The 25,808-nt window shown below is 45.0% G+C and carries 20 protein-coding genes; 11 read left to right on the top strand and 9 right to left on the bottom strand.

Features of this window, described 5'->3' with window-relative positions:
- Positions 1 to 7: 7 nt before the first annotated feature.
- From GQF63_RS17175 to GQF63_RS17160, 4 genes are all read right to left on the bottom strand, one after another.
- Complete coding sequence (locus tag GQF63_RS17175) at positions 8 to 3,580, bottom strand: SusC/RagA family TonB-linked outer membrane protein (RefSeq protein WP_160370477.1); 3,573 nt, start codon at positions 3,578 to 3,580, stop codon at positions 8 to 10.
- Between the two features lie 133 nt (positions 3,581 to 3,713).
- Positions 3,714 to 4,871 (bottom strand): FecR family protein, encoded by a 1,158-nt coding sequence (locus tag GQF63_RS17170; protein ID WP_160370476.1) that lies wholly within the window; start codon positions 4,869 to 4,871, stop codon positions 3,714 to 3,716.
- Positions 4,872 to 4,940: 69 nt separating this feature from the next.
- Positions 4,941 to 5,546 carry an RNA polymerase sigma factor gene (locus GQF63_RS17165; RefSeq protein ID WP_160370475.1) on the bottom strand — a complete coding sequence of 202 codons (606 nt, stop codon included), beginning with the start codon at positions 5,544 to 5,546 and terminating at the stop codon, positions 4,941 to 4,943.
- 7 nt (positions 5,547 to 5,553) lie between these two features.
- Positions 5,554 to 5,934 carry a hypothetical protein gene (locus GQF63_RS17160; RefSeq protein WP_160370474.1) on the bottom strand — a complete coding sequence of 127 codons (381 nt, stop codon included), beginning with the start codon at positions 5,932 to 5,934 and terminating at the stop codon, positions 5,554 to 5,556.
- Between the two features lie 91 nt (positions 5,935 to 6,025).
- On the opposite strand from GQF63_RS17160, the gene GQF63_RS17155 reads away from it, so the two are divergent.
- The 5 genes from GQF63_RS17155 (at position 6,026) to GQF63_RS17140 (ending at position 11,317) form a co-directional block, all read left to right on the top strand.
- Complete coding sequence (locus GQF63_RS17155) at positions 6,026 to 6,892, top strand: LytR/AlgR family response regulator transcription factor (protein ID WP_212592630.1); 867 nt, start codon at positions 6,026 to 6,028, stop codon at positions 6,890 to 6,892.
- A 283-nt stretch (positions 6,893 to 7,175) separates the two neighbouring features.
- Positions 7,176 to 7,310, top strand: coding sequence for a hypothetical protein (locus GQF63_RS19895; protein ID WP_281346849.1), 135 nt, complete (start codon positions 7,176 to 7,178; stop codon positions 7,308 to 7,310).
- A gap of 40 nt (positions 7,311 to 7,350) precedes the next feature.
- Complete coding sequence (locus tag GQF63_RS17150; RefSeq protein WP_160370472.1) at positions 7,351 to 7,659, top strand: helix-turn-helix domain-containing protein; 309 nt, start codon at positions 7,351 to 7,353, stop codon at positions 7,657 to 7,659.
- A gap of 92 nt (positions 7,660 to 7,751) precedes the next feature.
- Positions 7,752 to 9,236 carry a DUF3945 domain-containing protein gene (locus tag GQF63_RS17145; RefSeq protein WP_160370471.1) on the top strand — a complete coding sequence of 495 codons (1,485 nt, stop codon included), beginning with the start codon at positions 7,752 to 7,754 and terminating at the stop codon, positions 9,234 to 9,236.
- Positions 9,237 to 9,238: 2 nt separating this feature from the next.
- The gene (locus tag GQF63_RS17140) at positions 9,239 to 11,317 is read left to right on the top strand and encodes a type IA DNA topoisomerase (protein WP_160370470.1); all 2,079 of its coding nucleotides are present in this window, start codon (positions 9,239 to 9,241) and stop codon (positions 11,315 to 11,317) included.
- 346 nt (positions 11,318 to 11,663) lie between these two features.
- On the opposite strand, the gene GQF63_RS17135 is transcribed toward GQF63_RS17140, so the two are convergent.
- Positions 11,664 to 11,840 carry a histone H1 gene (locus GQF63_RS17135; RefSeq protein ID WP_160370469.1) on the bottom strand — a complete coding sequence of 59 codons (177 nt, stop codon included), beginning with the start codon at positions 11,838 to 11,840 and terminating at the stop codon, positions 11,664 to 11,666.
- Positions 11,841 to 12,013: 173 nt separating this feature from the next.
- Here GQF63_RS17135 and GQF63_RS17130 point away from each other — a divergent pair, with 173 nt between their 5' ends.
- From GQF63_RS17130 to GQF63_RS17110, 5 genes are all read left to right on the top strand, one after another.
- A complete protein-coding gene (locus GQF63_RS17130) occupies positions 12,014 to 12,601 on the top strand; it encodes an MT-A70 family methyltransferase (protein WP_170292238.1) in 588 nt (195 codons plus the stop codon).
- Between the two features lie 112 nt (positions 12,602 to 12,713).
- Positions 12,714 to 13,151, top strand: coding sequence for a DUF1896 domain-containing protein (locus tag GQF63_RS17125; protein ID WP_160370467.1), 438 nt, complete (start codon positions 12,714 to 12,716; stop codon positions 13,149 to 13,151).
- Positions 13,138 to 18,561, top strand: coding sequence for an N-6 DNA methylase (locus GQF63_RS17120; RefSeq protein WP_160370466.1), 5,424 nt, complete (start codon positions 13,138 to 13,140; stop codon positions 18,559 to 18,561). Before GQF63_RS17125 ends, GQF63_RS17120 begins: the two co-directional genes overlap by 14 nt.
- 172 nt (positions 18,562 to 18,733) lie before the next feature.
- Positions 18,734 to 19,078 (top strand): helix-turn-helix domain-containing protein, encoded by a 345-nt coding sequence (locus GQF63_RS17115; protein ID WP_160370465.1) that lies wholly within the window; start codon positions 18,734 to 18,736, stop codon positions 19,076 to 19,078.
- Complete coding sequence (locus GQF63_RS17110; protein WP_160370464.1) at positions 19,072 to 20,358, top strand: type II toxin-antitoxin system HipA family toxin; 1,287 nt, start codon at positions 19,072 to 19,074, stop codon at positions 20,356 to 20,358. Before GQF63_RS17115 ends, GQF63_RS17110 begins: the two co-directional genes overlap by 7 nt.
- A gap of 78 nt (positions 20,359 to 20,436) precedes the next feature.
- Here the strand turns inward: GQF63_RS17110 and mobC are convergent, their stop codons facing one another.
- The 4 genes from mobC to GQF63_RS17090 all read right to left on the bottom strand — a co-directional run bounded on the left by mobC (position 20,437) and on the right by GQF63_RS17090 (position 24,700).
- A complete protein-coding gene (mobC, locus tag GQF63_RS17105) occupies positions 20,437 to 22,434 on the bottom strand; it encodes a conjugal transfer protein MobC (RefSeq protein ID WP_160370463.1) in 1,998 nt (665 codons plus the stop codon).
- Positions 22,435 to 22,561: 127 nt separating this feature from the next.
- Entirely contained in the window at positions 22,562 to 23,869 is a 1,308-nt protein-coding gene (gene mobB / locus GQF63_RS17100; protein ID WP_160370462.1) for a conjugal transfer protein MobB, read from the bottom strand.
- Positions 23,866 to 24,309: a conjugal transfer protein MobA gene (gene mobA, locus GQF63_RS17095; protein ID WP_160370461.1), complete on the bottom strand. Its 444-nt coding sequence runs from the start codon at positions 24,307 to 24,309 to the stop codon at positions 23,866 to 23,868. The genes mobB and mobA overlap by 4 nt, the downstream gene beginning before the upstream one ends.
- Positions 24,281 to 24,700, bottom strand: coding sequence for a hypothetical protein (locus GQF63_RS17090; protein WP_160370460.1), 420 nt, complete (start codon positions 24,698 to 24,700; stop codon positions 24,281 to 24,283). The genes mobA and GQF63_RS17090 overlap by 29 nt, the downstream gene beginning before the upstream one ends.
- A gap of 340 nt (positions 24,701 to 25,040) precedes the next feature.
- On the opposite strand from GQF63_RS17090, the gene GQF63_RS17085 reads away from it, so the two are divergent.
- Entirely contained in the window at positions 25,041 to 25,808 is a 768-nt protein-coding gene (locus GQF63_RS17085) for a ParA family protein (protein ID WP_160370459.1), read from the top strand.

The raw sequence follows: 25,808 nt of genomic DNA, 5'->3' as shown, positions 1-25,808 counted from the left end.
AAATCGTTTACAAATCCACTCTAATGCCCATTGCCACACTTCGTGCAGGAGGTACTATTGATATGTAGTCGGGGTCTATCGACTTGTCATTTGCCCGCCAAATCATGCCAAGGTTATTAGCATACATATACAGGTGTACCCGTCGGATGGGGATGGCAAGTTTACTAAACAGCTTATTGTCAAAGCTGTACCCTAGCTGAATATCCTCCAAGCGGATGTGTGAGGCATCTTCGGTCATAATATCCATAGTGTTATAGAATACATCCCTGTTTGTATTTGAAAGTGGATAGATCATAGAAGGTACAGTAGTATGGTCTTCATCTCCGGACTGCTGCCATCTCAACGCAAAATCGGCATGACCGTTTGGAAAGTTTCCGTTGGCATTATAGACGTTGTGGTATTGGATCGTATTCCTCCTGAATACATAGCCAAATTTGCCACTGACATTAAGAGAGAGGGATACGCCCTTATAGGCAAAGGTGTTCATCAGGCTGCCAAAAGTGACTGGCTTAGTGGATCCCTGATATACCAGATTATCATAGTCGTTTGTACTAAAGAAAGCCACATAGTCTTTGCTGATCTCACCATCCAGGTATCCTCTCGGGTCACCATTTTCCGGATCTAGACCTGCCCACTGAAAGCTATACAGACCAAAAAGAGGATATCCCTCATTGGGCTGAAAAAAACCATCCGTTGCATAGCCTCCAACGGTATTGGGTTTCAGCTTGTATTCAGTCACTTTATCCTTTACAGTACTCAGGAGAATATTGCTCTTCCATTTGAACGCTTTATCAATATTGACCGAATTGAGGACAATATCCCAACCTCTGATATCAATATCAGCCGTATTCAGTGTGAGTGTACTGAACCCGCTTGAGGGTGCAAAAGGGCTTTCTGCGATGAGGTCTGAGCTGTGTTTTCGATAATGGTCTATACTACCCGAAATCCTCGAACCGAACAAGGCAAAATCCAAACCGGCATTGACCTGTCTATTCCTTTCCCATCGGAGCATTTCATTGGGAGGATTTAGCAGGTTGCTGTAAGGCAGATTACCAATCGTTCCGATCAATCTCGTCGAAATGGTCGTTACGGCAGCAACGTTATTGGCTACATTGCCGCTGTAACCGTTGGTCAGCCGTAATCTCAGATAAGGCATCCAGTCTACCGAATAGAAATTTTCCTTGCTGATATGCCAGCTACCGCCGATAGACCACAGGGGTACTCCTTTTTTGTTCGCACCTACACCAAACAGGTTGGATTCATCTTTTCTGACACTCCCGGAGATTGCGTATCTGTCTGCATAGGTATAGGTAGCATTGGCATACATAGACAGAAACCTGTCTATGATTTTATAATAATTATCCGAATTGGTTATTCGTATATTCTGACTTGGATTGTGGTACTGCCGATGCAATGAAACAAAATCCATCACTGCAAGTCGTGTGGTCTCCTTGTTGTATCCATAGCGACGGTTGATATTGATGTCCCTGTTCACATCTCGCAGTTCACTTCCTGCGATTGCCATTATTGCATGCCTGTCACCAAATAACCTGTTAAAGTTTAGCTGCCCCCTGACATTATGAGAGATGTATGCCCTTGACGTTTTATCTAATATGCCGCTTTGTGGTATAGGGTATGGTATAGCCGAAGCCGGATTATAAAACCTGTTGATCATATCTCTGGCAAAATAGGTGTCCACACTATAGTGATCCATGACATCGGATTGGCCTGTACCGTACTGATAGTTGGCCGTCGCATCGAGTCCCTCAGTGATATGCAGCTTTATTCCGGTACTGATCCTGTAGTCTGTGAGATGAGTGGCATTGTCTGCGAGTTGAAGCTCCTCCAATGGCCTGTAGTTCCAATCAAGTAAGCCCTGATCGTTGAGGGATTCTTTATAAGCCTGCCGTAAACCAACCGGGACAACCATTGGATGGCCTGCTTCATCTGCAAGTTTTAAATAAGGATACTGTACCAGACCGAGCAGGCCCTTGTTATTATTGTCTGTACGACTGCGCTGAAAGTAGATGCCTGCGGACAGATCGAGGCGGTTGGGAATGATTTGAAATGTATTCCCCGAGTTTAGAGTGATGCGGTTGTATCCGTTTCGTATCCTGTTGTCCTTATTGTCATCAAGCCCCAATGATAAGTAATACTGTTGTCTTTGGCTGCCTCCGCTAAAACTAAGCGCATGTTGCTGGTTCACTCCGTTTCGGTAAAAGTGTTTGTTCAGCTCATCTCTGGTATCTGTGGCAGAGAGCAGTTGCTTCTGTCGACCGGCCTCTTCTGCTGTCAGAATACCGTCACGCTCTTTTATCAATAACTCTATATAAGGAGAAAGCAATGGTCTTGTGGCCAGGGTTTCTCTTGCCCTGTAAAAATTATTATCAAATAGAAACTGCTCTATCTCCATATATTCCGTAGAACTTAACCTCGATAAATAGTACAGGTCTTCCTTATCACTTATATTGACGTTAGAGTTGAGCGATACTTTGAGCGGTTGATTGTACTGTCCTTTTTTCGTAGTGATGACGATGACACCATTGCCTGCAAATGCACCCCATATCGCTGTGGCCGCAGCATCCTTCAGGACAGTGATGCTTTCCACGTCGTTTGGGTTGATTGTGGACAGATCGCCGTCATACGGAAAATTGTCGATTACGACGAGTGGTGAAGTGTTCGCGTTAATGGTGCTTCTTCCCCGAATGGAAAAATCGGATTCATTGGAATTTAGCGGTTTGTTTTTGTTAAAGATCAAGCCGTTGGTCACGCCGTCCAGCCTGTCTATCAGATTGGTGCTTACCCTTCGGTTGAGCAATTCATTGTCTATATGGACGTATGATCCTGTTGCCTGGGTGATGGGAATCTCCTGATAACCTGTATGCACGACATTGACTGTCGAGATTTGGCTTAGCTCATGTTCTAGGGTCACATTAATGGGACTCTGCACAGCAAGTATCTCAACCTGAGCATACCCCAATAAACGGAATACCAGAATGGCATTATCCGGTACATTGGTCAACTGAAATCTACCCGCAGTATTAGTCTGGGTCTGCTGTGTGTTGTTCCCTTTTATGGATACGGTTACATTAGCGAGTGGATTACCGAGCGTATCGATGACATTACCACTAACACTACGTTGCTGTTGATCTTCTTCGGCTTCTATACTTATGCTTCCTGTCTGACGCTGTGCATTTTTAGGCACGATGACTATAATCTTTCCCTTCACCTCATAAGTAAAGGGCTGATTGCTAAACAGGGATGGCAGTATCTCCGGTATTTCTTTGCCTTTGATATCCAGAGTGACCGGCCTGGCTGTTTTGACAAACTGCTCCCTGATAATAAAAGAGTAATCTGATTTTCTTTCCAGTTCCACCAGCACCGTTTTGAAGGCTTCGTTTTTTGCGCTGATGTCAATCTTTTGCGCTAATACACCTGCCGCAGCCTGGATAGTGAAAATAAAAGTAAGTATGAGCGTCAGTTTCATAGCCAGCAAATAAGTTGCAGGTGGTTTGCCGTCGGTGCGCTTCAGATGTGCAGATTTTACTGCACGCACGTTGGCATGAATAATATAATTCATTATATTTGATTGCTTGGTTTAATAAATTCTGTTACCTAGTCCGTAATGGTACTTATGTCGGGCAACGGCCGTCCCAAGAGCTAGTTGGGACGGCTTCTTTAAATTGCCGGACTAAACACCTGAAACAAAAATTCTAATTTCTTATCTTAATTTTCCTTCCCTCCTTTCTTAGCTTCATACCATAATTAAGTTCCAATGCTTCGAGTATCTCGGATAGTCTGGCATTGCGTTTCAATACGCCAAATACAGGCTCACCCTTTGGCATACCCGCCGTATCAAATTCGATGTCGTACCAGCGTTCTATCTGCCTGATTACGGTTATCAGATCCGCATCGTTCAGTGAAATCTGTCCGTTGCGCCATGCGATATAATCCTGTATATCTACCTGTCGTACATTGATAGTTTTATTGGTAGTCAAAGCCTGTTGTCCGGGTTTCATGACGACCGGGCTATTGTTGCGTTCTGTATTGATACGTATGCTTCCACTGACCAAGGTGGTGGCTGTAGCTGGTTCGTCATGGTATGCATTGACGTTGAACGATGTACCCAATACCTGTACCAGCTGGTCGTTGCTTTCCACGATAAAAGGCTGCTCTGCATTGTGCGCAACTTCAAAGTAGGCTTCGCCGCTCAACTGCACTCTGCGTTCGTCCCCCTTGAAGCTCATTGGATAATCCAGTCTGGATGCGGCATTGAGCCAGACTTTAGAGCCATCAGGTAAAGTCACACGGTATTGCCCGCCATTAGGTGTGGTAAGTGCGGCATATTCCACATTGTCCACACCTGTATCATCCAGCAGCGTACCATCATCATAGGTGAGTTTATCGCCTGTAATAATACCCTCCCTGTCTTCGCTCAAAGCAATAGTACGCCCATCGGCCAGAGTCAGGGTGGCACGGTTAGAGCCGGGTAATACATCGTCGCCATACACAGAGGTCAATGTAACCTGTGGTTTGTCCTTTGTAGTACTATACCAATAGATACCTGCTGATAGAAATACAAGAATAGCCGCTGCAACAGATGCGATGCGTAAATAAACTGATGAACGCCGTATTCTGACTGGTTGCTGGTCTTTAAGGAGCCGGATACGCCCAAACACGCGGTCAAGCGACACTTTGTCTGCCACTGTATCACTGTCCGAACGGTCTTGAAATACTTCTCCAATATAGCTTTCTATCAGGTCTTTGTCCTGTCCGCTTTGGATGTGCCTGATCAGGTTAACAACCTCATCCTCCGAACATTGGTTGTCACGGTATTTTTCCAGAAGCGATATAAGTTGTTCCTTTTTCATCGAGGCTTTTATAGTAGTACACTTTACGGGCTACTGTCATTACCTCCGTATGGAATTATTTTTCAGAAATTACATTTGCAGGTCAAAAGCGCTGCAAATGACGGCAACCATAACCGGGTTGGTCAGTTTGAGTTGTGTTTTTATAGATTTGGTCGCTTTCACGATATGCGCATTTATAGCTGCAACACTGCATCCCAGTTTTTCCGCTGCCTCCTGATAGCTGTGTCCTTCGATCTTGCAGAAGATAAAGACTTCTTTTCTTTTGGGCGGTAAGGCATCTATGGCTTTCCGGATAGCTTCGCTGCTTTCGGCATATTGCATGTCAGCTTCGACAGGGTTGTAACCTTCGGCAGACCGGGCAGCCAGATAAGCCGATACCTGGACTTCCAGTGTAGCCCTGCGCATATAATTATATACCTTATTCTTTGCTATTACGAACAGGTATGATTTAAAAGATCTGTCCGGGTCGATCTCCATACGGCTTTGCCATACTTTGATAAATACGTCCTGTAAAATATCTTCCGAAGTGTCTCTGTCCTTGAGCAGCTTCAATATACTGCCGAATACCGGTGAACTGTATAGGTTATACACCTGCTCAAAGGCACGTTCATCCCCCTCCCGCAGCTTTAGCAGCAGTTCCTTTTCATCAGACGGTATGGGGACATTCCTGCTCATGGCTGTATTATATATTATCGGCTTCTATGTCCAGTGATCCCGATATAGGGGTAGAGGGATCTGTTGGGTCATACAAGCCGTTGGCTTTGACCCTGATGTCCAGCCGCTTGCTGATACCGGGATTGGCAGGGGGCGTATAGTCTACGGGCAGCCTGTTTTTGACCGTGATATAGGCGCAATCCGCCAGAAATGCGGCATACCTGGCAGACATGCCGGATATATAGTTCTGCTGTGTCAGGGTCAGCGTGAAATTATCATCTAGCCAATCGCTGAAATCATCCCTGATCTGCACGGCTTCGGCTTCCAGTTCTATATCGGAGAGGGCGTAAAGCTCTGTGAGCTTCGTATCGATCCCTCCGGGGCTTAGTGGTGGTTTTGTTCCAGACATAACACAAAGGGTTGATTAGTAAAAGCTAAAATAAAGAATAATTTAAAATATATTAGAATAATTTTTTATTTTTCAGGGAGTTTAAGCTATTATGCTGCCGGCTGTGAACCCTGTGACTACATACCGCGACACCCAGTTCAGGGTGATTGGTGCCCTTACGGCAGCCCATTTCATGTCCGTATTTGGCGATGAACAGCCTTTAGGGGAGATACTGCTGTCTTTCAACTACTGGGTAGCGCTGGCCTGCGGAACGCTGATCGCCTTCGGTGTCATGTCGGTCGTGCGCTGTGCCACCCTATGGCTCGACAAGCGGTATGACTGGCTGGCACAGCCGTTACTGCGTGTACTATTGCAAGCCCTGTTCGGCTGGGTCATCCCTTCCTTTACCGCCTTTTTACTGGCAGCCCTTTATTTTGCGGCATTCGGGTTCAACATCCTGAACTCCCTCTATCTGCGCATTGACTTTCCGGTCATTGTATTGCTGATACTGCTGTTCAATGTGTATTACTTCTGCTACTACCTGTTTCAGCGCAAGCACCAGGAACAGGACAAGACCGAAACGGCTGCTGCCGACAAATCCGTGTTCATTGTCCATACTACAGCCCGAAGCATACCTATCCGGGTAGAGGAAATCTGCTATATCTGTATCATAGAGGGCAGTACCTTCCTGCGCACCTTCGGTATGCCCGCCATTCAGGATGCCTATGCAGTACCAGAAACGCTCAAAGACATGGAGGCATTACTGGACAGCCGCTTATTCTTCCGCATCAACCGGCAGATGATCGTCAGCTTCCATGCCGTAGCCGCCTTTCGTCCCGGCAAAGGCCAGAGCCTGGAAATCACCTTGCAGCCGCCCCTCCACGAGGGCAAAGCCAAAGACATGCCTGACCATCTCCAACGTCTGCTAACGGTCAGCGAAGAACGTGTAACGCCATTCAAAAAATGGATGGACAGATAGCCTTTTCCGGCCAAATGCTGCCTTTCAGAGACAAACGGTTTCAATAAATACTTTTCCTGTTCTAATTTCTGATTTGTCGCCGTGCCATGTAGTACGGCCCGTAGCTGTAAAAGGTGTATTTACCCCTTAAATTTCACCTCCGGTTTAAGGGCATTCACCTTCCAATATACGGCATTCAGCCACAAACCACCTATCAGGAGCCACAAACCCCTTGCGGTTAGGCTATACTTGCATCAGCCGGACAACCACCATGAAAACGCCGGATAACTAAAACAACAGTCGTATGAAACTAATCACCATCGAAGAAGAAGCCTGGAACCGGCTCAATGAGCGGATCAGGGCAATCAGCGAACACATCCTGAAACAGAAAGACCGGAGCTATATAGCCAGAGGCCGCAGGTTGGACAGGGACAGGTAAATGCAGGCAATAGTGCCATAACCCCATAAAATCTAACGATATGAACATTGACAAAATGGAATTTGTATCATGGATGCAAAGGATTATTGACCGGCTTGACATGCTCGAAGGCCATATAGGCGATCTGGAAAAGAAGCGAACCAGCATCGACGGCGAAGAGCTGCTGGACAACCAGGACTTGCTGCAAATGCTCAAAATCAGCCACCGCTCCCTTCAGCGGTACCGCTCATCAGGCAGGCTGCCCTACTATACCATCAGCGGCAAGCTGTATTACAGGCTGTCGGATGTACACCAGTTTATTCGAAACTGCTTCAATGCACCTCTGCAACGCACTAAGGACAACCCATGACAAGCAGCGCCTTTCAAAGACGGCTGCCGCCGGAGCGTACCCGCAGCAGTTACTTTCGGACAACAATAATTTAATTCAAAAACAGCAGAATCATGAGTGAACAGACAACACAACAACCACAGCAACAGTACCCCGAACAGCTTTCGGATGTGCTGCTGGTCATGAATAAAGAGAAAAAGAAGATCCAGGCCGTCACGGGCGTGGACAAGGACGGCAACCTGACCACCGTCGCGCCCACAAAGAAAAACCTGAGTGATTTCATGCGGGTGGACAAGAGCGGAGACCTTTTTTCCAACTTCTTTGCCAATTTCTTCAGGCAGCTCAAAGATCCTGCCCGCTTCTCCTTCTTCAAAGTACCAGCATCGGAGGCTATTGATACCGCCAAAGAAATGCAGAAACAGGTAGATGCACCTACCAAAGAGGGCAAAGCGATTATGGCAAAGCATGAGGTAAAAGAGCCAAAGGAACAGCAAAATAAAAAAAATATGGAAGCAAAACAGACAGCGCCTGATACTACACAGGCGACATCGGAAACAAACGAGTACCGTTTCAAACCGGAGCAGATTGACTGGGAAACCATGAACAATCTGGGATTGAGCAAGGAAAGGCTCGAAAAAGCAGGCGTAATGGACACCCTGTTAAGAGGGTTTAAAACCAATATACTGATGCCCATCAGCCTCAACCTCGGCACAGCCGTTACCCGCATGGATGCAAGGCTTTCCCTGCAATCTGGTGAAAATGGGAATGCAGTAGTCGCTATTCATGGCATCCGTAAAGAGCCGAACCTTAACACACCTTTCTTTGGTCATGAATTTACCAAAGAGGATAAAGATAATTTGCTCAAAACCGGGAACATGGGGCGTGTGGTAGATTTGACCAACCCCAAAACAGGCGAAAAAATACCGTCCATTATCAGCGTGGACAAACTGACCAACGAGCTGATCGCCCTGCGTACAGATTTTATCAAAATACCCGAAGAGATAAAAGGCGTAAAACTCAATGCAGTACAAAAGCAAACTTTGCTGGATGGCAAGCCGCTCCATTTAGAGGGCATGATCTCCAAAAAAGGCGAACCGTTCAGCGCCCACGTACAGTTCAATGCGGATAAAAGGTATGTTGAGTTCCTGTTTGACCGGAGCAATGCGAACAGACAAACCCAAAGCCAGCAGACGGGCCAGCAGCAGGCACAGCCACCGTATGAAGCACCACGCACATTCAGGGGCAAAGAACTGACCGGCCAGCAATATGAAAAGTATAATGCAGGCTTAACGGTTTATATGGATGGCTTGATTGATAAGAAAGGTGAAAAATATCAGGGCTACATCACCTTTAATAAGGAAACCGGAAAGGAGCAATTTTCATTCACTAACCCAAACAAGCTGAAAGATAAGATACAGCCTACCGAAGCGCACAAAACACAGACTGCGGTCAATTCAGAGGGTAAGACCAACGAAGCGACCAAAAACAGTCCTGAGCCATTGCAAAAAGGCCAGCAAAGACCTAAAAATGAAAAGCAGCAGGCACAGCAAGAAAAACCTAAAGCTCCGGCAAAATCAAGAAGCAGAAAAATGAGTTAGCCATGAAAACAATCTTAGCAGAAAAACCAAGCGTAGCAAGAGAAATTGCCGCCTTGTTGGGAGCCACCGATAAAAAGGACGGCTTCCTGACAGGCAACGGCTATTATGTGACCTGGGCATTCGGCCATCTGATCGGATTGGGAATGCCCGAAGATTACGGGATTGCGGGATTTGACAAATCGTCACTACCCATACTGCCGGATCCGTTTATACTGACCGTCCGCAAGGTCAGAAAAGATAAGGGCTATACTACCGATCCGGGCGCACTGAAGCAGCTAAAAGTCATCAAAGAGCTGTTTGATAAAAGCGACAGCATTATCGTGGCTACCGATGCCGGACGTGAGGGTGAACTTATCTTCAGGTATATTTACGAGTACCTAAAATGCCAAAAACCTTTTCAGCGTTTATGGATCAGCTCGCTAACCGAAAAAGCCATCAAGCAGGGTTTTGACAACCTCAAAGACGGCTCCGCATTTGACGGTTTGTTTCAGGCAGCGCAAGGTAGAAGCCGTGCCGACTGGCTCGCAGGCATCAATGCCACACAAGCATTGAGCATTGCCGCAGGGCGTGGCGTGTACTCGCTCGGCAGAGTGCAGACGCCCACACTGGCTCTGGTCTGCAAACGGTATTTGGAAAACAGGAATTTTACCGTCAAAAAATACTTTCAGATCCAACTGAAACACCGCAGGGAATTTGTGGATTTCAAAAGCCTGTCCACCAACAAATGGGATGACCGGAAGCAGGCTGAAAATGCCTTACGGTCTGTACAACGTCAAAACACCGCAACGGTCATCGCTGTGGACAGCAAAACTGTGACGGAGCAACCACCTTTGTTATTTGACCTCACAGGCTTGCAGAAAGCAGCCAACAAAACGCTCAGTCTGTCCGCCGAGGAAACGCTGAATATTGCGCAAAGCCTATACGAAAAGAAGTTTATATCCTACCCCCGCACCGGCAGCAAATACATACCCGAAGATATGTGGGCTGACATCCCCGACCTCGTCAGGACCATACAGGACGATGAGCGTTTCAGGCAAGCCGCATCCGGGCTGAAATGGGGGCGTTTCAATAAGCGCATAGTGAATGATGTAAAGGTAACAGACCACCACGGACTGCTCATTACGGACAAGATGCCTTCTGCCCTCAGCGCAGATGAAACCAAAGTGTATAATATGATCGCTTTCCGTCTGCTCGAAGCCCTTTCACAGCCCTGTGTCAAAGAAATGACCGATGTAGTCTTACAGGCTTCCCACTATGAGTTTACAGCCAAAGGGTGTAAGGTCATGGAACCCGGCTGGCGTTCCGTTAAAGGCAGCTTTACCGGTGAGGATGCAGAGCCTTTGGAAGAACTGCCCCAACTGCATAAAGGCGATGAGCTTAAAATAAAGGAAGCCTCCGTTCTGGAAAAGAAAACCAAACCGCCCGTACTCTATAACGAAGCCGGCTTGCTGTCAGCAATGGAGACCGCAGGAAAGGACATCGAAAATGAGGACGAACGCAAAGTCCTGCAACATATCGGCATAGGAACCCCCGCTACCAGGGCTGCCATCATCGAAACCCTGTTTAAAAGGGATTATATCAGGCGTGAAAAGAAATCCCTGATCCCAACCGAAAAAGGGTTGCAGGTCTATGAGCTGGTCAAAGACCGCAAAATTGCCGATGTGACTTTGACCGCCGAATGGGAACTGGCCTTGCAGAAGATAGAAAACAACGAAGCCGATGCAGGGGATTTTCATAAGGATATGGAAAGCTATGCTACATCCATTACACAGGAATTGTTGAGCATGGCGATTGCCAGAGAAAAGCATCCAGAATTGACCTGCCCCAAATGCAAAAGCCAGCAATTGCTCATCCGTGACAAGCTTGTCAAATGCCCTGATGAGGCTTGTAGCTGGTTGCAGTTCTGCAATGTGTGCGGTGTACAGCTGAGCATGGCCGATATAACAAGCCTTGTTAGCAAAGGTAGAACTCCACTTATCAAAGACATGAAAAGCAAGGCCGGAAAGAAATTTGATGCCTGTATCGTGCTGAATGAACAGGCCGAAAGCACCTTTGAATTTGAAAAGAAGAACAGAAAATGATTATTGCAAGCAAACATAGCGGCGATAATCGCCGTCATTTTAAGATATTGTAAACAATCATCATAAAAATATATTCATGTCGAAATATTTACTTATTTTCGACACGATTAAAAAACCATGTCGAATGATACGACATTAATATTGCACATATATGATTAAATCAAAACATCTATAATTAATTTATTTTAATAAAGACATACCTTATAAGGAACTACAGATATACCATTACTGTAACACCAACCATTTTAAGGTAAGCTGTCAACCTGCCATATCAACCATCAGCTGATTGATATTTTAAGCTGACAGATAAGATTGAGAAAGCTCTCTTCCGGGAGCTTTCTTTTTTTTAGCCTTTTGACGCCTCTAATGACTCTTTTCTGAACGTTTTCAATAGTTTCTCTAGGTCAAGCGAAGCCTTACGCGCTCTTGTACCTGCGGCTTTGTTACCTTTTTCTGCCTGTAATTGCGCATCGGCTTTCAATGCCGCATACGTTTCGTCAATCTTTTCGATCAATGCTTTCATTTTAGTAGTGGATTAATTTGTATGTGTACAAACATACATTTTCTGATCCGGATAAGATAAAAATACGCCAAACACTCCCTCCTAAAGCCAAACCCGGCCACATGCAGAAGCCAGCCATTTCTGTCTGATACATTAGCTGTCACAAAAAAATGAGCTAAAAAAATTGAACCGTGGTGGCTGACAAAGGGAAACAATATGATTTAATCTACGCTGATCCTCCGTGGCATTTTAATGTCCGGAGCAAAAAAGGGACAGGCCGGAGTGCTGAAAAGCACTATCAAACCCAAAGTATAGCATTTCTAAAAGGTATGAATATCGGAGCCTTGTGCAAACAAGATTGCACACTGTTGATGTGGGCAACCTTTCCCTGTCTCGAACAGGCTCTGGAACTCGGTAAAGCATGGGGATTTACATTCAAAACGGTAGCCTTTACCTGGGTAAAAACGAATAAGAACAATGACAGAATTTTTGTTGGAATGGGCTATTACACACGGGCTAATGCAGAGATAGTCCTGCTGTTTACGAAGGGAAAGCCACTCAAAAGGATTGCAAAAAACATTCCACAGGTACTTTTGGCGCCCCGTGGACAACATTCAGAAAAACCGGAAGAAATCAGAAAACGGATTGTCCGTCTTTTTGGCGATGTAGCGAGAGTGGAACTGTTTGCAAGGCAAACCTCATCTGTCGGCAACCGGAATATTTTTGACGGTTGGGACGTGTTTGGTAACGAAGTCGATAATTCTATAATTATACCTGAATAACAGCTATTGCGACAAATCCTGCCTTTCAAAGCCACACCCGGACGGTCATCCAATGTCATTCACTTTAGTTTTTAATTTCAGGCTTTAAGCAAAATTCTAAACTAAAATCATTATGAGTACACCACAAAAAGTACTGTCATATTTCAGATTACGACTACAAGAACTTCTCAATTCGAGCTTTCCCGAAAAAGCCCATGACCAGAATTTCATTGACCAAAGGTCGTCATGGGCAGCCAATGCTTACGAGGGGGCTTTCCTTTCAGGAAACACTGTTGAGCAGTGCAATGAAATAGCCAACTCTATTCTCTTTGAAAACCTGCACTTTTCAAAGTTTGATACGATTTTTCAGGTGGTCTGCAATGAGTTTGATACCCTGATGGCAGACGAAGAGCTGTGGCCGTTTGCACTTAAAATGTTTCCTGTCTGTGAACCTGTTTTTTCCCGATATGAACTAACCGATGATTTCGCTTACACCTACGAGTATGATGCTCTTTATACCGAATTAACCGGAACCATCGCAATATGGATTGAGGAAAATGGGCTTCAGTAAAAGGCAACATCTCCTGCACAATATCGAAGCCCTGCGGATTGCTTTCCGGCTGGAAAAGGAGAAACGGCAAGCGACCGCAGAAGAAAAACTGCTAATGATGCGTTACAGCGGATTTGGCGGTCTTAAATTCGTATTGAACCCCATTGCCAATGAAACAGACATCAACCATTGGCGGAAAACAGAGTACGACCTTTTTCCGGTTACACAGCAACTCCACCAACTATTAAAGGAAAATTCTACCGACGAAAAGGAATACCGCCGATATGTGGACAGTATGAAAAGTTCGGTGCTGACCGCTTTTTATACACCACCGCAGGTTATTGATGCCATTTCTGAAACCTTGCGTGAAAGCGGTCTGAACATTGACAAATTCCTCGAACCCTCCGCAGGTATCGGTTCTTTTGTTCAGTCTTTTGCAGAGAGCCAAACGAAAATTACTGCTTACGAAAAGGACTTGCTGACAGGAAAGATTTTAAAACAACTCTATCCACAAAGCAATATCCGCATAAGTGGATTTGAAGAAATTTCCGAAAAGGAACAAGGTACTTATGATGTCATCGCCAGTAATATCCCCTTCGGCGATACCTCCGTGTTTGACCTTTCGTATTCCCGAAGCAAAGACCCTGCTAAAGTACAGGCAGCCCGAAGCATCCACAATTATTTCTTTTTGAAAGGAAATGATATGCTTCGTGAGGGCGGTTTGCAGGTATTCATTACCTCACAGGGTATTTTAAACAGCCCTAAGAATGAGCCAATACGCAGGGCTTTAATGGAAAATAACGATTTGGTATCAGTAATTCGTTTACCCAACAACCTGTTTACGGAGTATGCAGGTACGGAGGTAGGAAGCGACCTGATAATCCTGCAAAAGAATTCTGCAAAGCAAAGTCTGACCGGAAGGGAAGATTTGTTTTGTCAAAGCAATAAAACCGGATATGGCACACCCGGCAATGCGATATTCAATGATGGTGCAAGAATTATTCATACGCATTGGAAAGTAGATACCGACCCTTACGGGCAACCTGCAATAATCTATACGCACGAGGGTGGCGTTGATGGCATTGCAAAAGGCCTTAAACAAATGCTTTCCGATGATTTTGGAAAACATCTGAATTTGGATTTGTATAAAGGCGAACGGAACGATGAGCCTGTCGTACAAATTCCGGTTGAGCCAAAGGCAACACCTACGGTTGTTGAACCTCTTATCACTCAGCAAAAGCCGCAACCTGCACCAACTCCGGTAATTCATCAGGAAAGCCCACAGGAGCAAAAACAGCTAAGCATTTTCGACCTGTTTGAAAATGCTGGCGAACCTGTAATGACGGTTGATCCACCCAAAAGAACCACGCAAGCCAAAGGACATACCGCTAAGAAAAGACAAGGTGCAGCAGGCCGTCAAACCAACTTGTTCGGTAGCGCAAGGCAACAGCCTTATACACCTCCTGTATCAAACGGTACGGTCAACAGAGCTTCACAACCGAACGGTACAAGACAGGAAGTAACCGGTGATTTGTTTTCGCAAACAGACGGTATTGCCCAAGTTGAAAATCCCGCGATTACCAACACCATTCCTGAACCTGCACCGTATAGCGGTAAAATCCAACCGTTTCACCGAAACAATTGTCTTGTGCTAGATAACGACTGGGTGGGTCATATGCAAGAAGCAGATACAAAAGACGGTACGGCTGTTTTCCACGCACTTAATTTATCTTCCGCACAGCGGACAAGAGCCGAAGCATACATTGCTGTTCGTGATGTTTACCACGAGCTATACTTGAAAGAAGCTGAACTACAAACCGAACACAAAACAGAAAGAGAAAACCTTAACCGCTTATACGATGCCTTTGTAAAAAGATACGGAAACCTAAACAGCGCCGATAACATTAAGCTAATAAAAACAGACAGTGCCGGAAAGGAAATACCATACCTGGAACGTGTGGTCGGTGGCGTGATACACAAAGCGGATATTTTCAGCCGTCCTGTAAGTTTCTCAACCGCAACCATAACAACAGACAATCCCGAAGAAGCTTTAGCGGCTTCGCTGAACAAATACGGAAGCGTGGATTTGGATTATATGTCCAAAATCAGCGGTATGCCTGACGATGCCCTGAAAGAAGCCCTGTACGGGCGAATTTTCTACAATCCTTTACAAAAGGATTACGAAATAGCCGAACGCTGGATTGCGGGTAACGTAGTAGAAAAAGCACAAGAGGTGCAAACCTATCTCAAAAACAATCCCGATGATGCCCAAGCCAAACAAAGCCTTGCGGTTTTAGAGGAAGCCCGACCAAGACGTATTGAGTTTGAGGAACTCGATTTTAATTTGGGCGAACGCTGGATACCCACAGGTATTTATGCCCGTTTTGCTTCGCACCTGTTCGATACGGAAGTGAATATCCATTACTCCGAAAGCTCAGACGACTTTTCAGTATCCTGTAAACAAAAGAATGTTCATATATGGGACAAATATGCGGTAAAGTCGCAGAGCCGGACATTTGACGGTATTGCCCTGCTTAAACACGCCCTCGTAAATACCGTACCTGATATAACCAGGAAAATAATCGTTGACGACAAGGAAGTAAAGGTGCGTGATATGGAAGCCATACAAATGGCAAACACCAGGATTGACGAAATCCGTACCGCCTTTACCGATTGGCTTCATGCCCAAAACAATGAGTTTATAAACAGGCTGACCGACCAATACAACGACACCTTTAACTGTTTTGTCCGTCCGAACTACGACGGCTCACATCAGGATTTCCCGGGACTAAACCGAAAGGCATTGGGCATTCAGGATTTATATTCTAGTCAAAAGGACACCGTTTGGATGATAAAGCTGAACAATGGCGCTATCTGCGACCACGAAGTAGGTGCCGGGAAAACATTGGTTATGTGTACGGCTGCACAGGAAATGAAACGTTTGGGCTTAGCCCACAAACCGATGATTATAGGATTGAAGAGCAATGTTCACGAAATTGCCGAAGCCTATCGCACTGCTTATCCACATGCTAAAATTCTGTTTCCGGGCAAAGAAGATTTTACACCACAAAAACGCCTGCGGATTTTCGGTGATATTAAAAATAATGATTGGGACTGTGTGATATTGACACATGACCAGTTCGGTATGATACCGCAATCGCCCGAAATCCAAAAAGAAATCCTCGAAATAGAACTGGACAGCGTAGAACGAAATCTTGATGCTATGCAGGAACGAGGTGCTGAAGTAACAAGAGGTATGCTTGCCGGAGCTGTCAAACGAAAAGAAAACCTCCAAGTCAAACTCAAAACCCTGCAACACGATATTGATAACCGCAAAGATGATATTGTGGATTTTAAGATGATGGGCATTGACCATTTATTCATTGATGAAAGCCACCAGTTCAAAAACCTGATGTTCAATACACGCCATAGCCGTGTTGCAGGATTGGGTAATGTGGACGGCAGCCAAAAAGCCTTAAACCTGTTGTTTGCTATCCGCACCATTCAGGAACACACCAACGCAGATATGGGCGCAACCTTTCTTTCGGGAACGACAATCAGCAACTCTCTTACGGAACTTTACTTATTGTTCAAATACCTACGGCCACGGGCATTGGAAAAACAAGGTATCAACTGTTTCGATGCTTGGGCGGCTATCTATGCCCGAAAAACAACCGATTATGAATTTTCTGTAGCCAATAATATCGTGGCAAAAGAGCGTTTCCGCTACTTTATCAAAGTGCCGGAGCTTGCACAGTTCTACTCTGAAATTACAGATTACAGAACGGCAAAGGATATAGGCATTGACCGTCCTAACAAGAATGAGGTACTTTACAATATTCCGCCTACACCTAACCAAGCTGTCTTTATCCAAAAGTTGATGGACTTCGCAAAGTCCGGTAATGCCACCTTACTAGGAAGACCTCCATTATCTCCATCAGAAGAAAAAGCAAAGATGCTCATCGCAACGGATTATGCCCGTAAGATGTCTTTGGATATGCGGATGATAGACCCAAGTTATGGTGACCACCCCGATAACAAGGCTTCACATTGTGCCAATAATATTGCCAATTATTACAACAAATTCAATGCACAAAAAGGAACGCAGTTCGTGTTCTCGGATTTGGGAACATACAAGCCGGGCGAATGGAATGTATATGCTGAAATAAAACGCAAGCTCGTGGAAGAACACGGCATACCTGCGAATGAAATCCGGTTTATTCAGGAAGCCAAAACCGATAATCAGCGTAAAGAGCTTATCAAAGATATGAACGAGGGCAAAATACGTGTGCTCTTCGGCTCCACGAGTATGCTCGGAACGGGTGTGAATGCACAGAAAAGAGCCGTTGCAGTTCATCACTTAGATACGCCGTGGCGACCGTCCGACCTTGCCCAGCGTGACGGTCGGGCTATCCGCAAAGGCAATGAAATTGCTAAACACTTTGCAGATAATAAAGTAGATGTGATTATCTATGCCGTTGAAAAATCATTGGATAGTTATAAGTTCAATTTGCTGTTCAACAAACAACTTTTCATCGATCAATTAAAATCCAACAATCTCGGTAAGCGAACGATTGATGAGGGCAGTATGGACGAAAAATCGGGAATGAACTTTTCGGAGTATGTGGCTATCCTGTCGGGTAATACCGACCTGCTGGATAAAGCGAAAATAGAAAAACAGATAGCAGGGCTGGAAAGCGAAAAACAGGCGTTCAACCGTTCTAAATCAAGTGCCAGATACAAATTGGAAGATTACAAAGAAGAACTTAACAAAGCTCAATCCCGATTTGACCGTATGAGCCTTGATTGGGAAAATTTACAGCAACGCCTGCAAAAACGGCAAGACGGCACGGTTATAAACGCTGTTCAGTTGGACGGCCTGCCACCAAACGCAAACGTCAAACAGATTGGAGAAAAGCTCAACGAGCTTGCGGACAAAGCCCGTACCGGAGGGCAGTATGAAGAAATCGGAAGCCTTTACGGTTTTCAGCTTTTGGTAAAAACGGAAGTATCAGAAAAAGAAGGAATGGATATACGGGTAAACCGATTTATGGTACAAGGCGAAGGAAATATCAAATATTCCTATAACAACGGTATCATCGCTAAAGACCCCGAAACTGCATCATTGAACTTTTTAAGGGCACTGGAAAAACTGCCCGGCTATATAGATCAAGAGCAAAAGAAGATTACGGAAATTCAAAAAGACCTCCCTGTACTTCATGACGTGGTTAATGGAATCTGGGCTAAGGAAAGCCGGTTGAGCGAACTCAAAATAGAATTGGCTGCTGTGGAGCGGAAGATACAGCTATCTATTACACCGGAACAAAATGAAGAACCTGCGAAACAGGTTGAGAAAAAGCAGGAAGCTCCCCAAAATTCTGAAAGTATTGTAAGGACAAAAGGTGTCCATCTCCCGCGTGGTATATTATAACCAAAGGGGGCTGAACCTCCCTTTGGTTTTATAAAATGAAATATGACGCATTAAGGTTAATTATTCTATTTATTGGATGATATGTTTATACAAAACAACCTTTGTTTTGTATAAACATATATTTTTGTATATTTGAATGATATTTTACGCATTATAAGCAAAAACAGACGTTATGAATGATTTGTCACACATTTCATCTCTGAGCGATGCAGCCATCATCAGGGCGATAGGCGAATTTATAAAGGCTAAGCGGATAGACAGCAATCTCACCCAAGACGAAGTGGCGGAACAGGCAGCGGTAAGCAGGTCTACCTTAAGCCTGATGGAACGGGGCGAAAACACGGCACTTATCAATCTGCTGAAGGTGCTGAGGGTACTTGATGCGCTTTATGTACTTAACCTGTTTACGGTTACAGAACCTATAAGCCCGTTACAGCTGGCAAAAGAAGACGAGAAAAAACGCAAAAGGGCTTCACGAAACAATAAACCAAACGACAAAGCATATACAGAATGGTAAAAACAGCTTTTGTAAAATTATGGGGTAAACGGATAGGTGCTCTTGCCTGGGATGAAAAACAAGAACTTGGTTTTTTTGAATATGATAAAAAGTTTAGCGAGGGCAACCTCAATGTAGCCCCTGTAAAGATGCCTTTAGGCAACCGTATATATGCTTTCCCGGAGCTGAGAGGATCCGGTACTTTCAAAGGATTGCCCGGATTGCTGGCAGACGCGCTCCCCGACAAATATGGTAATGAGCTGATCAATATATGGCTTGCACGGAACGGCCGTGCGGAAAATTCGATGAACCCGGTTGAGCTGCTGTGCTTTATCGGCAACAGAGGAATGGGCGCACTGGAATTTGAGCCATCTACCCTGACAACTAAAAGCAGCGGAAAATCACTGGAGCTTTCGGATCTGATAGAGACTACGATGAAGCTGCTGGACAACAGGAAACAGTTTGAAGCGCATACCGATCACGACATGCAGGATGTTCTGCTGGACATCCTGAAAATGGGTACCTCAGCAGGCGGAGCCAGACCCAAGGCCATCATCGCCTACAATGAAGCTACAGGGATGATCAGGTCGGGACAGACACTTCAAAAACAGGGATACGAGCATTGGCTGATAAAGTTTGACGGTGTAAACGATACACAGTTTGGCGCCACTCATGGATATGGGCGTGTCGAAATGGCTTACTACAAAATGGCAGTCGATACAGGCATTGAGATGATGGAAAGCCGCCTGATCGAAGAAGAAGGACGGGCGCATTTTATGACCAGGCGCTTTGACCGGCGCAATGGTAATGAAAAGCTGCATGTGCAGACATTCTGCGCCATACAGCATTATGATTTCAACCAAACCTCCAGCTACAGCTACGAACAATTGTTCCAAACCATGCGGCAGCTGAAACTAAGCTATGCCGAAGCAGAACAGATGTATCGAAGGATGGTGTTCAATGTATTTGCCCGCAACTGTGACGACCATACCAAGAATTTTGCTTTCCTGATGGAGGCGGATGGAAGGTGGAAGTTGGCGCCGGCCTACGATATATGCCATGCCTACCGCCCGGACAGTGAATGGGTAAGCCGACACAACCTGAGCATCAACGGAAAAAGAAAGGATTTTGTAAAAGAAGATCTGCTGGACATCGCTAAACAGAACTCCATCCGAAATCCAGAAGGCATCATTGCCGAAGTGCTGGATACGGTATCCAAATGGATGGATTACGCACAGTCCTGTAATGTAGAAGAACGGCTGGCTGAGGCAATTGATGCCACTCTTATAAAAGCAATATAAAAGCAAAGGATTACCTGCAAGCAGGTAATCCCTACACAATATTCAATTAAGGGAATGCTTTACAGATAAAACAGATAGCTACTCCTGTATCAGATGCTGCAAGTCCGGGTCGTTCTTTATACGTTCCATTTCACTCTCGACAATATGCAGAATGTCTGATTTTATCCGCCTGTAATTGGCTTCAATCTCCTGCTTCATGTTATCTGTTCCGTTCTGATCAACAAAGGATAAGATTTCCGGTATCTTCTGATACGCTTTGGTTTCTGCCGAAACCTTTTCATTATCAACCACAATTTCGGCGTGAAATATCTTTTGCTCGATACGCTCATCAAAGTTATCGGAAACAGAACCAACGAACATACCTTGTGTTAAGGTTGAAATTTTAGACGCCGGGATAAGGCTGTCTAACTGTGTAGATATGGAAGTAGATTTATCGTTGCGGTTTATCGTCATACTTTGGCGTTTCTGCAATACTTTACCAAAACGTTCCGAAAGGCTCTTTGCCGTCTCGCCAACTACCTGACCACTGAAAATATTACCAACGGTATTTTGGATAACCTTGCTTTCCTTGTCGCCATAATCACGGGTTAATTGTGAAAAATCCTGAAACCCCAGGCAAACAGCAACCTTATTGCTACGTGCCGTTGCGATAAGGTTGTCCAGTCCCCGAAAATATATCGTCGGCAACTCGTCAATTATAACGGAACTCTTTAATTGTCCTTTTTTATTAATGAGCTTGACAATCCTTGAATTATACAAGCCCAATGCTGCCGAGTAAATATTTTGCCGGTCGGGGTTATTTCCGACACACAGTATCTTAGGCTCTTGTGGGTTGTTGATGTCCAGTGAAAAATCATCCCCTGTCATTACCCAATACAATTGCGGGCTGATCATTCTTGACAGGGGAATTTTAGCCGATGCAATCTGTCCTTGTAACTGGTCTTGTGCGCCGCCTTGCCAGGCATCCATAAAAGGCGACAAATAATTTTCTAAATCGGGATATGAAGTCAAAATCGTGAATACGTCTGCGTATTTTTTATTCAGCAATTCTATGGCATGGGGAAACGTGCAATACTTACCGTCCTCATAGATTTTCAGATACCAAATTATTGCTGCCAATAATATAATTGGGCTTTCCACGAAGAAATCTCCTTGCTTCTGTATCCAGCTGCGGTTAAGGTTTAGCATGATGGTGTAAGCCGCTTCGTAGGCATCGGATATGTCTGTCATAAAAGCCGGGTTAAGCGGATTGCACCGATGGCTCCGGCGTGGGTCATCAAAGTTGATGACATAAAACTTTGGCTGCACTTTGTATTTATGCATGTACTTCAGTAAATGGTTGTAGGCAATGGTGGAAAGATCATCAAACTTAAAATCATAGATGTACATACTGAAACCTTTCTCAATTTGCTGCTTGATATAATTGTTTACAATAGCATAGCTTTTACCGGAACCTGGAGTTCCAAGTACAATCGTTGCCCTGAATGGGTTTACAATATTTATCCAACCATCATTCCATTTACCTTTGTAATAAAACTTTGTGGACAGATTGACCGAGTATTCATTTTCCAACAACTTTGTTTCCTGCCGGAAGCTTTCGTTTTCATTATTGAATACGTCGTCCATCAGATTATTGCGAAGCAGTCTGCTCATCCATACGCCTGCAACCATTAAAGCGATATAGCCTAAACCCGTGGTTAGGATATACAGAAATGTAGCGGTGTTGAGCGGTAGCTTTAGTAAAGGAAAATTCAGAAAGAACAGGACAAAACCAATGGCTAAAGCAATATAGATTTTAGGCCAGGTTATCTTTTCATTCTTTACGCCCTTAGTTCCCAGACAGCTTAATGCCAATAAGACCAGCGCAAAAATTTTGGTGTAAAGCGTGTGTGTAAAAAGCCCTGCGGTGCGGTTAAAATTGGTGAGTATCTTACCGATAATCTCTAATGTCCATCCACGTTCGGCAAAGAACCCGAAGCAAAACCAATAGAAGTGCATCAACACAATAAGGATGCTTACCGCTCTCATAAAAGCCATAATCTTGGCTAAGCCTCTTAAATCGTCTTCTCCCTGCATCTTTAAAAATTTTAGTGATGCCAGCCAATTTAAAAGTAGCGTACTACGGCTTAACCAAAGCGGTGTCGGACGGCTTTTAGTGGCAGTATTTGGCATCGGGTTGGCTCATTGATACAGAAACAAAAGTTTATTGCTGTCTTCCCGGACTTTTGCGTTTTCCCTTTTTCTTCATGCGGTTGGCAAACGCCTGTTCCTCGTAATCCTCGCCTTGTGCTTCGGGCAACAAACCGCCCAATCCGTCTATCCATCCGAAATCATCGGAAGGTTGCGCTGCATTCAGGAAATCAAACAACTTATGGGTTTCTTCTTTTTCTTCCGCATCGCCTTTGCCTGTGGGTTGCAATGGAGCTTTGATTCTGGTATTTTCAGTATCCTGACGTTGCTCAACAGCCTGCTCTTTCCACCAATCGTTGAATACATTGGCAGAAAGATTTTTGTCTAACTGTGAACCGTTCCAAACGCTGCGGCTTTCGTGGTCTATAAACGTCATCCCGTAAATGCGCCCCTCATCAGTGCGCCGTACCACGGTATTGATGCCCTGCTCCATGAGTTGCTTTTTAAAACCGGCTTCACTGGTTGCGGTGTGCATGGCAGCTTCAATAGTATTTTTAAGTATGGCTCTTGCGGGGTCTTTTTTCATTTGCTCCTTAGCCTGTGCAAAGTGCTTTTGCAATTCCTCCAGTCCTGCGTGTTTGCCAAAGCGTGAAGCCTTAAAAGGGTTGCTGGCTTTTTCTCCCTGTTCGTTCAGGGCAAAATATACCAGCCCGTTCTTTGGCTGTCCGTGCAACTCGCCTTTGACTTCCTCTGCCGTAATATTAAAAAGCGAAAGCAAGGCATTATATGCTCCGAGGCTTGGGTGTTGGTAATATTTGGGCAGGTGTCGCACCACCGATGCAACCTGGCTCTTAACTTCTCCGGCTCTGTAATCCACCGGACGGAATACCTGCTCGTTTCCTGTGCGCTGTTTTTCGGTGGCGGGTATCAGGTTGTACTTTTGTTCCAACGCCCTGCAAGCATCCATTGAGCGCAGCTTCTCAAACGTATCAGGTATTTTTACACCGTAACGGTCAACGTTGGTAGATACAATATGAATATGGGTACGTTCAATGTCGGTGTGCTTAAAAACGATATACGGCTGCTGCCCATAGCCCATGCGTTCCATATAATCTTTGGCAATCTGCCTGAAATTTTCATCCGTTACCTTATCGGCAGGGTCGGGATTGAGTGATATATGCAGTACGGGTTTTTCCGTTCTTTTATTGGCTGTGAGGTAAGGCTCAAAAGAGCGGTACAACTGTGCTACCGTATAGATTCCGTCCGGTGTTTCTATAATCCTTTGGGTGTCTAAAATCTGTCCGTTCTCGTTATCAACTTTAAGCTGGTTGTAGGCAAGTGCGCCTGTCATATTTGCCCCATGACCAATTTTTGCTATCATTTTTCACTGTCTATATCTAGGTGTTTGGCTTCAAACTCCTTTGTTAATTCCATAATATCACGACACAACTTTGCCAATTCTACCGTCTGTTTTTCCAATTTAAAGAGGTAGGCGGCGGCTTTCTTCTCCGAAAAATGGCGGTACAATATTTTTACAACCTGATTATAATTGACACCAATCGCCCTGAACTGACCAAAGAAAGCAGTCAGCCGGGTGTAATAATCCATTGCAGCCATATCCACTTTTACACTTTTAATCGTCTTCTGAAAGAGTAAGGAAGTAACAAACTGTGCTTTGTTATCCGCTCCCGATGCTTCAAAAAGCGAAAGGAATTTGGCATTTTCCTCGTCTGTAAGACGAAAAACATAACGATGTATGGCTGGGTTAGCTTTTGGATTGCGCCCGCCTTTGTTATGTTTCTTTTTCTCTTGTCCATTCATCACAAATCCATTTTAACCGAGCTTCAGCGAGCTCATCTTTAGATAATATCCAATAAAACCCCGACTTCGGAGGGTGTTTTCCGGTTCCCTGCAAGGGCAAGTGGTTTTGAGGCACGGAATGCGTTCCGAGTGCCTCAAAACACAACTTGCTCTGTTCCCGTGAACAGAATATCCGCCCTACTGGTCGGATTGGATAAAGCAGAAAAAAACGGCTTTGAGCCGTTCCTCCTGTTGCCTGTACCATGTAATGATCTGTCCATTCACATCTTGCATTCTTGCTATTACAAAGTAAGCGCAGCTTCTCCAAAGCATTGCAGTCCGACGCAATGCCAAACGTTGCCATAGAACGCCAATACAAGACAGGTTGAATAAAGCAGGTATATATCTGCATTCTTTTGGGTAGGCATTTGCGATTGCCCGTATATGTACATATCTGCGTAGCTACGGAAATATACAGGCAAGTAATCAGGCAAATAACGGTGTAAGCGAATGGGTAAGCCTGTATGAAATGATGTCAGCAGTCATGCAAGCAAATGAAAAAGTACAGTTGCATCCACCCGCAGACGGCTAAAATCACAGGCATATGGATATGTGCTTTTAAGCAGCTGCATACAAAAGCCTGCAAACAGAAATGTGCGGATGTGCTTTAGCACCGGTGCGCATAAATGGATAAGCAACTATAAGCGTATAGCGATACATAAATAGGTAGATAATTAAAAACAGTTATGCACATGAACACGAACAAACAACCATTGTTTATCGCCTTTTCCTCCCAAAAGGGAGGCGTAGGCAAAAGCACCTTTACCACGCTGGTGGCAAGTCTGCTTCATTATCGGCTCGGCTATAATGTTGCCGTTTTCGACTGCGATTTTCCGCAACATAGCCTTATACAGATGAGGGCAAGGGATATGGGCAGCATTATGAGCAATGAAGTGTACAAAAAACTCGCTCATAAGCAATTTACGACCATCAACAAAAAAGCCTATCCCGTTATGCAACACCGGGCAGACGGCGTACTGGATGAGGTAGCGCAATTCCTTCAATCGGCTACGGTTTCGGTGGATGTGGTATTTTTCGACCTGCCTGGTACGGTCAATTCCGCAGGGATATTGAAAACGCTGGCAGGGATGCACCACATCTTTACGCCCATTACCGCAGACCGTGTAGTGATGGAAAGCACGCTGATTTTTACACAAGTCCTGAACGATGTTGTCAGGAAGCGGGGAGCAACGGCTATCCAAAGCATCAGCCTATTTTGGAATCAGGTTGACGGCAGGGAAAAATCCACGCTGTACGGCGTTTATGAGGACTTGATTAAGAAGTTGGGCATTCACTTGATGCGCACCCGCATCACGGATAGCAAGCGTTTCCGCAAAGAGGGCGAGGCCGATGCAAAGACGGTCTTCCGCTCCACCTTACTCCCTGCCGATGAGCGTTTGATGAAAGCCTGCCGTTTGGATTTGTTTATGGATGAATTTTTAAGAACCGTGAAATTGTAA

It is taken from the genome of Sphingobacterium humi, from assembly GCF_009768885.1.
Taxonomy (GTDB): Bacteria; Bacteroidota; Bacteroidia; order Sphingobacteriales; family Sphingobacteriaceae; genus Sphingobacterium; species Sphingobacterium humi.
Note: the sequence above shows the minus strand (reverse complement) of the source record. Positions and strands in the feature narration are given on the sequence as shown.

Excerpts from the sequence above, each read along its gene's own strand:
- mobB (WP_160370462.1), bottom strand. The coding sequence starts at position 23,869 with ATGATAGCAAAAATTGGTCATGGGGCAAATATGACAGGCGCACTTGCC.
- GQF63_RS17125 (WP_160370467.1), top strand. The coding sequence starts at position 12,714 with ATGAGTACACCACAAAAAGTACTGTCATATTTCAGATTACGACTACAA.
- GQF63_RS17150 (WP_160370472.1), top strand. The coding sequence starts at position 7,351 with ATGAACATTGACAAAATGGAATTTGTATCATGGATGCAAAGGATTATT.
- GQF63_RS17160 (WP_160370474.1), bottom strand. The coding sequence starts at position 5,934 with ATGTCTGGAACAAAACCACCACTAAGCCCCGGAGGGATCGATACGAAG.
- GQF63_RS17120 (WP_160370466.1), top strand. The coding sequence starts at position 13,138 with ATGGGCTTCAGTAAAAGGCAACATCTCCTGCACAATATCGAAGCCCTG.
- GQF63_RS17135 (WP_160370469.1), bottom strand. The coding sequence starts at position 11,840 with ATGAAAGCATTGATCGAAAAGATTGACGAAACGTATGCGGCATTGAAA.
- mobC (WP_160370463.1), bottom strand. The coding sequence starts at position 22,434 with ATGCAGGGAGAAGACGATTTAAGAGGCTTAGCCAAGATTATGGCTTTT.
- GQF63_RS19895 (WP_281346849.1), top strand. The coding sequence starts at position 7,176 with ATGAAACTAATCACCATCGAAGAAGAAGCCTGGAACCGGCTCAATGAG.
- GQF63_RS17145 (WP_160370471.1), top strand. The coding sequence starts at position 7,752 with ATGAGTGAACAGACAACACAACAACCACAGCAACAGTACCCCGAACAG.
- GQF63_RS17175 (WP_160370477.1), bottom strand. The coding sequence starts at position 3,580 with ATGAATTATATTATTCATGCCAACGTGCGTGCAGTAAAATCTGCACAT.
- GQF63_RS17115 (WP_160370465.1), top strand. The coding sequence starts at position 18,734 with ATGAATGATTTGTCACACATTTCATCTCTGAGCGATGCAGCCATCATC.
- GQF63_RS17165 (WP_160370475.1), bottom strand. The coding sequence starts at position 5,546 with ATGAGCAGGAATGTCCCCATACCGTCTGATGAAAAGGAACTGCTGCTA.
- GQF63_RS17170 (WP_160370476.1), bottom strand. The coding sequence starts at position 4,871 with ATGAAAAAGGAACAACTTATATCGCTTCTGGAAAAATACCGTGACAAC.
- mobA (WP_160370461.1), bottom strand. The coding sequence starts at position 24,309 with ATGAATGGACAAGAGAAAAAGAAACATAACAAAGGCGGGCGCAATCCA.
- GQF63_RS17085 (WP_160370459.1), top strand. The coding sequence starts at position 25,041 with ATGAACACGAACAAACAACCATTGTTTATCGCCTTTTCCTCCCAAAAG.
- GQF63_RS17090 (WP_160370460.1), bottom strand. The coding sequence starts at position 24,700 with ATGCAGATATATACCTGCTTTATTCAACCTGTCTTGTATTGGCGTTCT.
- GQF63_RS17110 (WP_160370464.1), top strand. The coding sequence starts at position 19,072 with ATGGTAAAAACAGCTTTTGTAAAATTATGGGGTAAACGGATAGGTGCT.
- GQF63_RS17155 (WP_212592630.1), top strand. The coding sequence starts at position 6,026 with ATGCTGCCGGCTGTGAACCCTGTGACTACATACCGCGACACCCAGTTC.
- GQF63_RS17140 (WP_160370470.1), top strand. The coding sequence starts at position 9,239 with ATGAAAACAATCTTAGCAGAAAAACCAAGCGTAGCAAGAGAAATTGCC.